Annotated in this window: 8 protein-coding genes; 3 read left to right on the forward strand and 5 right to left on the reverse strand. The window is 37.3% G+C overall.

Annotation, left to right across the window (positions count from 1 at the left end; translation table 11 throughout):
* Positions 1-33: 33 nt before the first annotated feature.
* The gene (locus QWY78_RS05445) at positions 34-2,907 is read right to left on the reverse strand and encodes an FIDD domain-containing protein (protein WP_290217344.1); all 2,874 of its coding nucleotides are present in this window, start codon (positions 2,905-2,907) and stop codon (positions 34-36) included.
* Between the two features lie 204 nt (positions 2,908-3,111).
* Between QWY78_RS05445 and QWY78_RS05450 the strand changes: the two genes are divergently transcribed.
* Positions 3,112-4,380: an alkaline phosphatase family protein gene (locus QWY78_RS05450; RefSeq protein WP_290217346.1), complete on the forward strand. Its 1,269-nt coding sequence runs from the start codon at positions 3,112-3,114 to the stop codon at positions 4,378-4,380.
* A gap of 145 nt (positions 4,381-4,525) precedes the next feature.
* On the opposite strand, the gene QWY78_RS05455 is transcribed toward QWY78_RS05450, so the two are convergent.
* Positions 4,526-5,587 (reverse strand): NAD(P)-dependent alcohol dehydrogenase, encoded by a 1,062-nt coding sequence (locus QWY78_RS05455; protein WP_290217347.1) that lies wholly within the window; start codon positions 5,585-5,587, stop codon positions 4,526-4,528.
* 331 nt (positions 5,588-5,918) lie between these two features.
* Between QWY78_RS05455 and QWY78_RS05460 the strand changes: the two genes are divergently transcribed.
* Entirely contained in the window at positions 5,919-9,944 is a 4,026-nt protein-coding gene (locus QWY78_RS05460) for a T9SS type A sorting domain-containing protein (RefSeq protein ID WP_290217348.1), read from the forward strand.
* Between the two features lie 349 nt (positions 9,945-10,293).
* On the opposite strand, the gene QWY78_RS05465 is transcribed toward QWY78_RS05460, so the two are convergent.
* The 3 genes from QWY78_RS05465 to dinB all read right to left on the reverse strand — a co-directional run bounded on the left by QWY78_RS05465 (position 10,294) and on the right by dinB (position 14,009).
* Entirely contained in the window at positions 10,294-11,769 is a 1,476-nt protein-coding gene (locus QWY78_RS05465) for an alpha-amylase (RefSeq protein ID WP_290217350.1), read from the reverse strand.
* 240 nt (positions 11,770-12,009) lie between these two features.
* Positions 12,010-12,684, reverse strand: a complete 675-nt coding sequence (locus QWY78_RS05470) for a YceI family protein (RefSeq protein WP_290217352.1) — start codon at positions 12,682-12,684, stop codon at positions 12,010-12,012.
* 242 nt (positions 12,685-12,926) lie between these two features.
* Positions 12,927-14,009 carry a DNA polymerase IV gene (gene dinB / locus QWY78_RS05475; protein WP_290217353.1) on the reverse strand — a complete coding sequence of 361 codons (1,083 nt, stop codon included), beginning with the start codon at positions 14,007-14,009 and terminating at the stop codon, positions 12,927-12,929.
* A gap of 111 nt (positions 14,010-14,120) precedes the next feature.
* Here dinB and QWY78_RS05480 point away from each other — a divergent pair, with 111 nt between their 5' ends.
* Positions 14,121-14,708: an Eco47II family restriction endonuclease gene (locus QWY78_RS05480; protein ID WP_290217354.1), complete on the forward strand. Its 588-nt coding sequence runs from the start codon at positions 14,121-14,123 to the stop codon at positions 14,706-14,708.
* Positions 14,709-14,785: the final 77 nt, after the last annotated feature.

Consider the following 14,785-nt stretch of genomic DNA (forward strand, 5'->3'; position numbering starts at 1 on the left):
CATTTTGGCGGTAGATACAGCCAGAAGCATTGGTTAAATCCACATAATAATTTCCAACCCCAACATTAATAATTGTTGTAGTCTCCCCAGTGCTCCACAGCACTGAGAATACCCAGAGCCGACATTCAAATCGGTTGTGCTGCCTTCGCAAACAGTAACGCTTGCCGCAAGGGTTGTAGAAGGAGTTGAACTTTTAAAGGAAATATTGAGCGTTCCGATATTGTCACAAACTCCTGCTTTTTTAAATCGATAATAGAAAGTTTTATCAGCGGTAATGGTTTGTGCTGCTGAGATGTTTTGTCCTGGCAGATCGTTTTGCGCTTTGGTTAAATCATCAAAATATTTTACCGAATCGTAAGGATTTGTTATAAATGAACTGAGATAATCTGCTAAATTAATTGGTTCTGTATTATTTCGGTCGTTGTCGCAGACAATGATTGGAACTGGCGTTGTAATACCTAATTTTGTTCCTGTGGTTAAAAGAACTTCTTTAATTATAGGTCCGCAGACTGATGGTGATTCTACTCTAATCCAAACCGAGGTATTTGTGGTAAAGGTGAAATTTCCCGTGATAAGATCAGTTCCACCCGTTATTGCTTGTGCTTGAGTTGCATAATATTTAATAGTAAAAGCAGTTGGATTTTGAACAATTATGGGAGTAATTGTAGTTAAGTTCACTTTATAAATCCCATCAATAACTCCATCGATTTCTTCATCACAGGTGTTTAGCGTATAAAGTGCGGGCGTAACAACGGGTGGCGCGGTGATTAATAATTCAATTCTCGCAGTTGCATCACAACCATATGTATTTGATAATTGAACATAAACAAAACCTGGTGCTGAGGTGTAATTTGTTATTTGGGCTGTGGGAATTTGATTGGTGAAAGCGGCATCGGTGAAATATTTTTTGCTCACCGCTACATCAGGACTGAGAGCTGCTAGAGTTAAATTATAAGTTGCGGTTGCTGTTGCAGAACATTCATTGAGGGTTCTATCATAATGTTCGATTTGATTGAGCTGGATCGTTGCCTGCACAGTTTCACAATCAGGAATGGTGCCAGTTCCACAGAATGAAAATTTAAACGTGTCGACTCCAGTTGCGTTAGGGTTTGCGGTGTACGTAATGGTTCCATCTGCATTGATAACAACGGTACCTTTTGTCGGAGGAGTGTCGATCTTTATCGTAGGAATATTTACACTTTGGGAACTTAAGGCAAAAATAGGGGTGACTGTTTTTGTGGTACACGTATCATAATTGTAATTGGTAAAGGTGGTGCAATTATAAAATTTGAAATCGCGGGTTTGTATTTCATCGCAGGAACCCTGCTTAACTTTAACGGCGTAAATACCAGCTTGCGAAGGAATGTATTCAAAAGTGTTGTTAATTCCTGGAGCGGGAACATACGTGGCGCCTACTTTAATAAGCCATTGATAACTGTCAAAACCTTCTGTAACTTCTAATTTTACGCCTGGAAGACAGTCGCCCACTGTTTTTGTAATGAGTGGAATCGAGGAAAATCCAGCGAAATAGCCACCATATCCAACAGCGTCGTTTCCTGCCGAAATTCCTGCAGTCACCGCTTTAGAAGAATACACCGCCACATTTCCGGTAATGTTTGGAATCGAGTAGGTTACCCAGGCATTATTTCCGGTTACATCGAAAGGACCATTGCTTGTAGTCAAAGCCAATGAAATGCCATTTCGCTTAACATCAACTAGCGCATTTCGTTCGGTAATGATATTTAGTTTTGTAGGAACTGTTAAACTATAAGAAACTCCATTGGATGAATATTCATTTTCATCAATTTTCCCAATTTCATCAATTTTTTTGGGGAGATAACAGTTTAAAGGTGGGATGTAATTAAATCCGCCCGTAGCAACCATAGAACTTCCTGAATCACCGGCCATTAATTGGTATACATAGATGTTTTTCGTGGCCTTTATCAACATATTGTAATGGTTAAAACCTTGGTCTTGGTATGCCCCATTCGTCGTTTGATAAAACTGACCTGCATTCAAGGTTACAACAGGGGTTGTTCCATTATTGATATAAATTTCAGTATTGTCTTCTGTGGCAACGATTATTGCTTTCTCCATCGACGATGTGGTTGTGCCATTTCCCTTCATCAACACAAATTCTTGTCCCAGTTTATCTACCGGAACCCCTTGATCCATTAAAATGTCTGAGGAAGAGTCATAATTTCCAGCGTATTGGCCATTAAAGTTTCCATTGGCAATAACGATGGGCTTGTCAGAAATTATTTTTGCCCCGATATAACCGGTAAAATTTTGTGAGTAATCCCCAGAGCCATCAATGATATAAGATTGGCCTTTGTTGAGTGTAAATGTAATCTGAGTTCGGGTGATAAAATCAGAAAACTGAACATTCGGTTGAAAATCAGTAACCGTGACCGTTGTATTGTCTTCCGTCGCCATGATACTGTTCATGAAATTTAATATTCCATTATAAACCGTTATTGGTGCCACCACTGCCCGAAACTCTGTTCCCAAAGCAGCAGTTCCTTTGGAAGTTTGTATTTCCCCATGATTTTTAATTGAAAATCGCAGACTTGCAAAAAATGGTTTGTCGCCTTTCAAATAAAAGCCCATCGCCACAGGCTTAAACAAATTAGTCTGACTCGTGGTAATGATCCTGCTTCGTTGTGAGTTAGGAATACTATATTTTATAGGATTATTTTTACTGATGTTGACGGAAGCAACAACAATATTGTTGTGGTAAATATCTACTTTAAATGGAGTTGTTTCATTGGTTGATAGGTAAATTGATTGATATTGCGACGAATTCCCGACGCGATCAACCATCGGAGCAAACCAATGTTCCCGATCAAGTTGCGCAAAAGAACTGAAATATATAAAGGAAAAAACAAATAATAGTAATTTTTTCATATCAAATAGATGGATTCCTTGCAAATGTAATATTTTTTAACAAATTTTAGTAAATTTCGATTGTTGCATTTTTTATTTTAATGAATGTTCCTGTTTTTTAAAGAATAATTTTTTTATTATTTTCAAAACGCTAACTTAGAAATTTAGGTGCAATGCCCTTTTTAACCTTTTTTAAAGATTAACTTTGTTCTTATTTTAATTTTTATGAAAAACCTGATTTCATTGCTATTTATTTTAAACTACTTGGGTGTTTTTGCGCAAACGGATACGGCACAAGTGATAACTCCTAATCGGCTCAATGCTGCTGAAACACGATCCAAACCATACGTTATTTTAATTTCGGCAGATGGTTTGCGATCGGACTATGCTGAGAAATATCACGCCAAAAACCTTTTAACATGGGCGGAGAAAGGCGTAACAGCAAAAGCAATGTTGCCGAGTTTCCCGACCATTACATTTCCCAATCATTGGAGTTTAATCACGGGTTTATACCCTGCACATCACGGCTTAATAGATAATTATTTTTATGATTATCTAAAGAAAAAGTTTTACGCGATGAGTAATAAAGAAGCAGCGGAAGACGGCTCATGGTATGGCGGAAATCCACTGTGGAGTTTAGCAGAAAAACAAGGAATGCTTTCAGCATCGATGATGTGGGTTGGTTCGGCGAGTGATGCAGGCGGTGCAAGACCCACGTATTATTACCATTACCACGAAAAATTTTCACCTCAGGAAAAAGTAAGTAAAGTCATCAACTGGCTTCAATTGCCAGAAGATATTCGTCCCCATTTTATCACGTTGTATTTCCCGGAAGTTGATGCTAGCGGTCACCGTTTTGGACCAGAAAGTAAAGAAACAGAAAATGCAGTTCAACTGGTCGATCATGCAGTCGGAGCTTTATTTGAGAAAGTAAAAAAATTAGGATTAAAAAATGTAAACTTCATTTTTGTGTCTGATCATGGTATGATAAAAGTGGATATTGAGAATCCCCTTACCATTCCAGAGATTCTTTTTGATAAGAATCGGTTTGATTTTTATAACGCTCAAACTCTACTGCGAATTGTGGTGAAAAACCCAGCCGAAGTAAAGGCAGTTTACCGAAATTTAAAGAAGAATAAAACGCCTGAATACGATGTTTTTCTCGATAAAAAGTTTCCGAAAAAATTAAATTTTTCACCTAAGCATGATCGCTATAATCGAATCGGGCAAATACTATTGGTTCCCAAATCACCGAAGATATTTTTAGAGAAAGGCAAAAAAGCTTCGGTCGGTAAGCACGGATATAACCCGTACGAAGTTCCGGAAATGAAAGCTGCTTTTATCGCTTTGGGGCCAGCCTTTAAAGAAAATAAAAAAATTGGGGAGTTTCAAAATGTAAATATTTATCCTATTGTTACAGATATTTTAAATCTAAAAATAACCGAACCAATCAATGGAAAGCAGAAAGTAGCCAACGAAATCCTTCAAAAATAACAAAAAATCCGGCTGAAATTTTTAAACCGGATTACTATTTAAACTCAATTTTAAGTAACTAGATCATCCTTTAATGAACTTATCAGTAGTATAATTTTTACTTAAAAAATCAAAAAAACTTTTGTGACTTTGTGGTTGAAAAAAATTACTTCTTCAAAGACTGCATATCAATCACAAATCGATAACGAATATCACTTTTCAGCATGCGCTCATACGCTTTGTTAATATCCTGCATTTTGATCATTTCAACCTCCGACACTATATGATGTTCACCGCAGAAATCCAGCATTTCCTGTGTTTCTTTAATCCCACCAATTACGGAGCCTGCCACCGATCTTCTGCCTAAAATCATCGGTGGTGTAAACAATGCATCGTCCATTTTACCAATAAATCCGACTAAAACTAAAGTCCCACTAATGTTCAAAGTGGCGATATAAGGATTAATATCATGGTCATAAGGAACGGTATCGATGATTAAATCGAATTTTCCGGCGGCGGCTTTCATTTCATTTTCGTAGGTTGAAATAACCACCGAATCAGCACCTAAATCTAAAGCATCTTGAATTTTATCGGGACTTCTAGAAATTAAAGTGACCTCTGCACCCAAACCTTTGGCCAGTTTTATAGCCATGTGACCCAAGCCGCCCAAACCAACCACTGCCACTTTGCTTCCTTCCTTTACGTTCCAGTGTTTTAGTGGCGACCAAGTGGTAATGCCAGCACAAAGCAGTGGTGCAACCGCTTGAAGATCTAAATTTTCTGGAATTCTCAGAACAAAATCTTCGTCTACAATTATTTTTTCAGAATATCCGCCAAAAGTCTGCTGGTTCAAATACTGATCTTTTCCGTTGTATGTTCCGGTTGATCCATTCAAACAATATTGTTCTAAATCTTGTTTGCAACTTTCGCATTCTCGGCAAGAATCGACCAAACAGCCAACTCCAGCCAAATCGCCCACTTTAAAAGAGGTCACATCTGCGCCCACTCTCGTGATTTTCCCCACGATTTCGTGCCCAGGAACTGCAGGGTATTTGGTGCCGCCCCAATCGTTTCGTGCCGTGTGCAAATCGCTGTGACAAACGCCACAATAGAGAATGTCAATTTCAATGTCTTTCCGTTGCAGACTTCGTCGGTCAATTATTATTTCTTTTAAATCGTCGTCTTTGGAGGCTGCGCCAAATGCTTTGACGGTATAATGGTCGTTCATTTATTTTATTTTTTTGTGTAAAACAAAGATAAGCGCTCAAAAAAGAAATGGCTGTTAAGGAAATGATAAAAAACAGAAATACTGCTCTTCCGTTCAGAATTCAAAATGTCAAAATGTTATTCTGGTAATGCTCGTTTTTAAATAAAAAAAAATTGAAAAACAAACATCAAAAGTGCTAAAATGCGGGTGGAGCCATGGCTGGGGGGTTGTTGAGCGATTCGGTCGACCCAAATTATCAATTAAAAACAATGATTTGCTACGAAAAAATAAGAATGAATTAACCCATTGAAATCTAAAAAGTTGTATTTTTGAATACACAAATTTTTGAAAGATGAAAAAATATTTACTATGGAATGTAAAACTAAATACTTTAGTTTTGCATCAAAAAGTGCTTTCTTTGGTATTAATGCTCTTCAGCATATTGGTTTTTGCAGAAGCTAAATATGTTTACCATGAAGTGACTACAAATTTTGTTAATGGTGTTAGTGGTATCCAATATCGAAACAATCTTATCCCTAATTCTTCAGAAGCAACAACAATTAGTTTCAAAGTTGAAAACCAATTTGACACCAATCAACTAAGAGTGTACTACACGATCGATGGTTCTGTTCCAGCAGGGGTATTTGGAGTAGGAACGGGCACAACAATGGTAGTTTCTGGTTCGTATATAAATACTTTTGCTTATGGTGGGTCCAACATTGATGTTGTTTCAGCCATCATTCCAGCGCAAACTCCTGGAACAGTTGTAACATACATTGTCTCAGCATGGCACAGTGGAGGAGGGGATGAAATTTTTGGCAATGGGCCAGGGTCATCCTGTGGTTGTGGATCAGTAACTAATAATTCTACTTTAGCAACAACTTTTTCTTATACTGTTCCTGCTGCATATATTTGGAATGGTTCTGTAGATACAACTTGGGCAAATCCTGCCAACTGGTCTCCGTACGGAGTTCCTGCAGCAACCGATAATGTGATCATCAATGTTCCTGGAACCAACCAATTGAATATTGCCGCAAGTAGAACAATCAATAATTTCACCTTGAACGGCAATGGAACTTTTTCTGCAGCTTCTACGGGATCACTTACTATTAATGGTGATTTTAATTATGGGGGTTCTGCCACAGCAACTTTAGATTGTGAAAGCCAATTCAATATTGCGAGCTCAACCTCACAACCAGTTCCGCCTTTAACATACGGTAATCTGAATATTATGGGCGGCCCCAGAGTTTTATCACCTACAGGAACGATACAAATTTGCGCAGAATTCATCGCAAATTCTGATCCTTTGGTAAATACGGTTACCAATAGTACTGTAGAATATATTTCAAATACCCCAACGGTTAGAGAGTTGCGCAATTTTACTTATAATAATCTCAATTTTAGTGGCTCTGGTTTTTTTACTATTGGGTTCAATTCTTGGCCAAGTGTGAAAGTAATTAATGTTCTAGGGAATTTTCTACAATCTGCGGGAACAGTTTATTTAGGAGATCATGCATGGAATACAGGTGTTGCAACGTTGAATATTGATGGAGACATGACCGTGAGTGGAGGTTTCTTTAATGTTAATAAAGTATCTACTCTTACAACTTACGGTGGAAATGGTATTGTTAACTTAAAAGGCGACTTGACTGTTTCTGCCCTGGCTTTATTTGAAGCCACTTATATCGTTCGCACCTTAGCAGAATCAGACATTAATTTTGTAGGAACAGGTGATGGTTCTACTGCTGCGCTTACACAAACAATAAATATAGCCAACCAGACGACTGCTGCTAAAATTACCTTTAATGTAAATTCCGGAGCGTATGTAAGATTAATTAATCAAGATTTGGCGTTAGGTACAAGTAGTGCCTTCAATGTGAAAACGGGAGGAATGTTTGATTTTGGGTTTAATGGAACAACTGCTTTGAATATAGTTCCTGTAGCGAGTCAAATTAGTCAAACTTTTGCAACACAACAAGCAAGCACTCTAAAAATTACCTCACCCAATGGGATTACAAAAACTGCTAATTTAGGAAATGTTCAAACTGGCGCTGCAGGTAGAACTTATCATGCTGATGCTACTTTCTATTATATCGGAAAAGGAGATCAAGCTTCTGGAAACGGTTTGCCAAATGAAGGTTCTGCAAAAAAAGTAATCGTAGAATTAGATCAAAATTCTTACGTATTTCAACCCAATGGCGTAAATAGGATTATTTCTCCGGGGTATTTGGAAATCAGAGCAGGAATTGTTTTAGATAATAGTACAGGCGGATTTGATAATGTAAACGATTCTCCACTTACTTCTGGTGATCTGATCATGTCCGGCGGAAGATATCGACTATTTAAAACAGGTGCTCAACCTGGTCTCACGGGAGTATATAATTTAACAGCAGGGGTAGTAGAATTTGCAAGTTCGCAAGCAGGTTCCCAAAATATTCGTTCAGAATCTTATCAAAACATCGAAGTCACCGGAAATAATGTGGGTAAAACAGGTAATGATATCACCCTTAAAAATAATGGTACTTTTACCATAAAACCTGGTGGAGTTTTTAAAATCAGTTCGAACGCTATTGTTGGGCCAGTTGGTTCACAAACAGTAACGGTAGAAAATAATGGAACTTTTGAAACAGGAGACCAACATGGTTTCAGTGGCACCAGTCAAACTTCAATTGATGTAGGCATTGAAACCATCAATCTGCAAAACGGAAGTACGGTGGGATATTCGCGCGGTGGGAATCAAGTCATTACCAATCAAATAGGAATTGGACAAGGAGCAGATGGAAATTATTATAATCTGAAAATTTCAAATTCTGGCATCAAAACAGCCCCCTTAAAAACTGTTGTTAAAAACATAACCAGTGTAGTAGATGCTGCAGAACTTCTAGTTCCAGCAACAGGAAATAATGTTTTGCCTAATGAATTCCATGCACTCAATGGAGTACAAGTAGATGCATTGGCAACTTTCCGTTTGGCAAATAATGCCAATCTTTTTCAAGACGCAACCGCATCCAATACAGGAAATGTTATTGCCGAACGAAATGTTATTTTCTCCGCAGGCAGACAACAATACAATTACCTAAGTTCCCCTGTAAAAAATTTGAATCTCAAAGATATTTATAAAGATGGTTCAGGTAATGCTGTGACCGTGCCGTTTGTATTGTATCATAATGAAGCAACAAACAAGTTTTATAATTCTTCAGGTGCCTATATTGCAGGAAGAGCATTGGCGGTAAAAGAAGCCACAAGTACAGATTTTTCCGGTTCCCCCATGAAAGCTAGTTTCACGGGAGAACCTATGAATGGTAGTTTTAATTACACGCTCGTAAATTCTAATACTTCTGATACCAATCGTGGCTATAATTTAATCGGCAATCCTTATCCGTCCAACTTAGATTTGGATGCGTTTTACGGAGCAAATTCTACAGATTTAAGTCCCACTTTTTATTTTTGGGATAACAAAGCCAATACAAGAACGGCCCAAGAAGGCGATTTGTATGGAGGGCAAGCGTATGCACAATTTAACGCTGCTACGCCACCTGGAACCGGAAGCGGAACAGTTGCGACAGGTGATGCAGGCGCCGGAACAAAAGTACCTACAAGGTATGTGAAAATCGAACAAGGATTTATGGCAAGAACTTTAGTGGCGAGCAAAACCGTTGCCTTTACCAATGCTATCCGTTCTGCTGGACTTTCCGTAGGGTTTTTTGGAAAAAATACGGTGCCATTTGATCGATATTGGTTGAAAATGAAAAGTCCTACGAACATTACTTCCCAAATTGCAATCGTTTATTTTGCCGGTGGAAATAATGGTTATACCAAAGATGATTCCCAATCTTTAGGAGGCTCAGATGCAATTTACAGCACGGTAGAAAATGAAAAAATATCCATTAATGGAAAGGATGCTTTTTCAAATACCGATGTGGTTCCTTTAGGCAGTAATCACTTTTCAACTGGAAATTACACCATTGCTTTAGATGAGGAAAAAAATGGAATTTTTGCTAACGGACAAAATATTTATCTGAAAGACAAACATACCGGGATCCTTACCAATTTATCAGAAGGCGAATACCAATTTACAGCAAATGAGGGCGAAAATTCTGGCAGATTTGAAATCGTATATGTGCCGGAAATTTACTTGGCAACCAATAATACGACTGAAAATTTAATTATTTACAAAGACGGAAGTGATTTTATCATTAAAGCAAAATCAAAGAAAATCACCGAGGTAGAAGTTTACGATTCCAGTGGAAGAATGATTAATAAAATCAAACCGAATAGTACGATTGTAGTTATTAATTCTGAAAAATTGAACAACGGGATTTATATTTTGAAAGTGAATCAAGGTGGAGAAATCACAACGAAAAAGGTGATAAAATAAGAATAGATTGCCATTTGCAGAACTAATCCAGAACTAATCACGATGACGACGTAAAACTTCACTTAAAAAGTATTTTATTCGAAAAATCTCAAATCCAATAAGGTTTGAGATTTTTTTAGGTATTTTAGTACGAATTATTCTGACAATTGAGAGCCTGTTTAAAATTCATTTCCTCAATCCCTAAAAAATGAAATTTTAAGAAATTTTCCACCTTTTAGGTGTCGGGGAAAAATGCGATTTATTTTTTTAAGCAAATTTAAACAGGCTCTTAAATAGCGGTATCCTTGGCTAAAGTCATCGTGGCTTTCTATCAAAAACCCCCGGTGATAATCACCTTTAGATAATGTTTTTAATTCTCCATAACCCAAACGGAGACATTTCCTGCAGGAACGGGAAAATTTCCCCAACCTTTTTCATCGATGATGACTTTTTCTTCAAACCATCCTAAGTAATCGTAGAAAGTTTTTCCAATATATTTTTCGCCCATTTCCATCGGTTTTTGGTAAGCTTCTTTATTGCTCAAAACTACGGCGCAACCTGAATGTTCCTCATCACCTTCCCGAATCCAGCCGAGACAATTGGCGTCTTCAAAATAATCGCGCTGAGGTCCATATGCAAACAATTGTCGTGCTTTCAGCAGTTCTTCAATCTTCTCAACTTTATCTAAAAATATTTCCTGATCATTGCCTTCTTTATCTTTATCGGTATAATTTGCGCCAAATAAATCGGGATAAAATAGACAAGGATATCCCTCTTTTCTAAGAAGAATTAAAGCGTAAGCCAGAGGTTTAAACCATTTTTCAACCGGAGCTTCTAATTCCTGCAAGGGTTGCGTATCGTGATTATCGACCAAAGTTACAGATAAAAGTGGATTGGCCTGGGTTAATGTTTCATCAAAAATTTTTCGTAAATCGTATGCTGCGCCAGCTAATGATGCTTTATGAAAATTATGATGCAAAGAGGAATCAAACAAACTCATGGAACCTTCTGTGGCTTCAATATATTTTTCCAGCAAGGGTAATTCTCCTGGTGCCCAATATTCTCCGACCGCAAAAATATTTTTTCCCGTATTTGCTCTTAAGTGATACAACCATTCTTTATAAAATTCGGGAGATTGATGTTTCACAGCATCCAACCGAACGCCATCAAAATGAATTTGGTCGTGGTACCATTTTCCCCAGTGATTCAGTTCTTCACGTACGAAAGGATTTCGTTGATCAATGTCGTTGTACATTAAATAATCGTAGTTCCCTTTTTCGTCATCAATCATCTCTTCCCAACCATCACCGTGATCATTGATAATTTGATAAATTCCATTCTCTTGGCCTTCGGCATAATCAACGCCGGTAAAACATTGAAAATTCCACTTGAAATCTGAATATTTCTCTCCTCTTCCAGGAAAAGTAAATTGAGTGTACGATTCAATTTCAATAGGCTCAGAAATATTTTCTTGTCGGTTTTCTGGATTCACTTTTACGGCATGAAATCTTTCTAGCTCATCCCCGCCAGCTTTATGATTGAGTACGATATCGGTAATGACAGCAATGCCATTTTTCTGTAAAGTTTTGCAGGAATCAAGGTATTGCTCTTTGCTTCCGTATTTTGTAGGGATCGTTCCTTTTTGGTCAAACTCACCTAAATCAAATAAATCATAAGGGTCGTAACCGACGGAATAACCGCCACCCGCACTTTTATAAGCCGGCGGAAACCAGACGGCCGAAATCCCCAATTCTTTTAAATAAGAGACCGATTTTTTTATTTGATCGTATAATGTTGAATTTCCCTTAGAATACCAGTGGAAAAATTGAATCATGGTTGGGTTCATATAAATCGATTTTAAAATAGAAAAGCAAAAACCATCCCGAAAAAAGTGAGAATCAGAATTCCTGTTTTTAAAGAGTAAAAATTTTTTTCTAAAGATCCGTTCGTTTTATTTATGATCGTCTTTTTAAAATGAATGCGCAAAACTCTCCAATTAAAAAAATGATCTCATTCTGAAGTTTTGCAATCAGGTGCTAAAAAAAGCCGCAAAAGAGCGGCTTCTAGTATAGATGGAGGGAAAATATTATTTGTTTGCAACAATATTCAATTCAAGGTCAACTTCCTGAGAAATCATCCAATCTTTTGGATCACCTTCTGCACCGTAAGCCAAGCCCCAATCTTGTCTGTTGATGGTAAATTTGGAAACTAAATTTACTTTCCCGTCGGTTACGTCAACCTTTGCTGGGAAAGTAACATTTACAGTTTTATCTTTGATGGTAAGATTTCCACTTATTTGTTTGTTCGCGCCTTCAACTTTACTTGCACTACCTGCTGGAAGATCTTCAACTTTGGTAATGTCGAATTTTACACTTGGGTATTTTTCAACATCGAAGAAATCTGCACTTTTCAAATGTGAGTCAAGATCTGAAGAAGTTTTTCCATCGGTGATGGCAGGATCTACCGAACTAGGATCCGTAATTAAGCTATTGATTTCTGAAACAAGGCTCCCAGAAATAAGATTTCCGTTTTCTACCGAAAATACACCGGTTGTTTTGGTTGTGCCAAATCTTGGATTCAAGCCTCCTTTGTGGTAAGCAGTCCAATTGACGGTGCTGGCTTCTGTATTTACAGTTAAAGATTCTCCTGCATGTTCAGCAACAACTTGTTCTGTAGTGGCAGTAGCGGTATCGGTTTTTGATTCCTTACATGATACGGCAACCAGAAATACTGAAAGTGCCAAGATTGATAATTTTTTCATTGTTTAATATTTAATTGTTATCTGGCTGCAAAAATAGGATAGATCATAGAGGCAACACTTGACCTATGATAAGAACGGCCTGGTAGAGTAATATTTTTAACCTCGCAGCAAGCAAAAAGCGATAATTCTTAAGGATCGAATACCGTTTTTTTGGTTTTTAATCTTATTTTTTAAAAATAACGATGCCCTTTTTTCAGAAAAGTGCGGAATAAATGAAATTATGAAAAGTCCTCGAAACAGCATTAATTAAACTCTTCAAAAGGTATTTTTAACTGTACCGAAATCTGTTTTTTCTCCTGCGTATTGAGGTTAGAAAGTGATAAGCCGAGCAAGCGAACCGGCTTATCAAAGGGGCGCAGTTCCCAAAGTTTGCGGGCTGTTTCGTAAAAATCCTGAGCATTTTCAAAATAGACTTCCTGCGTTGTACTGCGCGTATACACAGTGAAATCTTTGTATTTAATTTTCAGGGATAATGATTTTCCTTTGATTTCTTTTTTTGATAGGCGAGCTTCTAATTCTTCACCAATGATTTGCAATTGTTTAAAAACCGCTTCCTCATCCAACAGATTTTCCCAAAATGTTTCTTCTACCGCCACACTTTTCTGTATGCGATGTGGTTTTACTTCGCTGTGATGAATTCCGCGCACCACATTATAATAGTAGGTTCCCGATTTTCCAAAAAGGCGAATCAAATCTTCCAGCGATTTTTCCTTTAAATGAGCACCTTTATAAATATGAAGTTCGTGCATTTTATTGGCGGTGACTTTTCCGATCCCGTAAAATTTTTCGATCGGAAGTTCTGCCATAAATTCTAAAATCTGGGTGGGATGAATGGTTTTCTGCCCGTTGGGTTTTCGGTAATCAGAAGCCACTTTTGCCAGGAATTTATTCACTGAAATTCCGGCAGAAGCCGTCAGTCCGGTTTCCTCAAAAATTCTGCTTCTAATTTGGCGTGCGATTTCTTGGGCAGATTCAATCCCTTTTTTGTTTTCGGTCACATCCAGGTAGGCTTCATCCAGAGAAAGCGGTTCGACCAAATCGGTAAATTCAAAAAAAATTTTTCTGATCTGCTGCGAGATTTCTTTGTACCGATTAAAACGGGGTTTTACCACAATTAAATGCGGGCATTTTTCCAGCGCAATTTTGCCGGGCATGGCAGAACGTACCCCAAATTTTCGTGCTTCATAACTTGCCGCTGCAACCACACCATACATTCCACCGCCTACCGCCAGAGGTTTCCCGCGCAGTTCTGGATTGTCATGCTGTTCTACAGAAGCGTAAAACGCATCCATATCCACATGAATAATTTTTCGGTCGGTTTGCATGGTGCAAAATTAGGGAATGGTGGTGGGAAAAGAGTAGTGATTGACTATAAAACAATTTATTTGTAAATTGGCAACAGAACTTTAAGATAAATTATAATGGCGAATAAATAAGTGAATTTTATTTCAGATGAACATTTACTCATTTGTATTGGTAATTTGCACAACTCCTATTTGAAAGCTAAAAACAATATCAGTAAGAAAACATTTTACACTAATAAAATCGATACGATTAAGTTAACGTTTGATGCAAAATTTAATGATATAAGCGAAGAAGATCTTATTGAAGCTGAAATTTTAAGGCAGGTAGATAAATCCATCAACAATTCTATCGGAACTTTTCATGAACAAATTTTAGGTGGAATTAAAGGTTTTGAGGTTGGGAATTTAAGTGGTTTTGATATTAAAGCTGAAGATAATAGATTGTTTGGCCTTTTTCTTTTTGAGCCACTTCCAATGAATTTTGAAGATGCAATTTTTGAAAAATTGGCAAAACAAGCAAACATTTTCAAACAAGCGAATTGCTATTTTGTTGATTTTACAAGTGCAGAATCATTTAATCAAAAATGGGTGATTGAAACCGAAGAAAGTTCTGTTTCTCATAAGCGTGTTTTCAAAATATCAGCAGATAAATTTTACGAATTGCTCACTGCAGATTCTATGGCATATAATAGATTACCCGTTGTGCATTTAGAAATATAGGAAAAAAGATTGTTCATTTGATTAAAAAATCGTATATTTACCTGACTACCAATCACTTAAATACATGAACAATCTCA

Source organism: Kaistella yonginensis (genome assembly GCF_030409525.1).
In the GTDB taxonomy this organism is placed as follows: domain Bacteria; phylum Bacteroidota; class Bacteroidia; order Flavobacteriales; family Weeksellaceae; genus Kaistella; species Kaistella yonginensis.

Bases quoted from the DNA above. Each gene is read 5' to 3' on its own strand.
- QWY78_RS05445 (WP_290217344.1), bottom strand. From the start codon at position 2,907: ATGAAAAAATTACTATTATTTGTTTTTTCCTTTATATATTTCAGTTCT.
- QWY78_RS05450 (WP_290217346.1), top strand. From the start codon at position 3,112: ATGAAAAACCTGATTTCATTGCTATTTATTTTAAACTACTTGGGTGTT.
- QWY78_RS05455 (WP_290217347.1), bottom strand. From the start codon at position 5,587: ATGAACGACCATTATACCGTCAAAGCATTTGGCGCAGCCTCCAAAGAC.
- QWY78_RS05460 (WP_290217348.1), top strand. From the start codon at position 5,919: ATGAAAAAATATTTACTATGGAATGTAAAACTAAATACTTTAGTTTTG.
- QWY78_RS05465 (WP_290217350.1), bottom strand. From the start codon at position 11,769: ATGAACCCAACCATGATTCAATTTTTCCACTGGTATTCTAAGGGAAAT.
- QWY78_RS05470 (WP_290217352.1), bottom strand. From the start codon at position 12,684: ATGAAAAAATTATCAATCTTGGCACTTTCAGTATTTCTGGTTGCCGTA.
- dinB (WP_290217353.1), bottom strand. From the start codon at position 14,009: ATGCAAACCGACCGAAAAATTATTCATGTGGATATGGATGCGTTTTAC.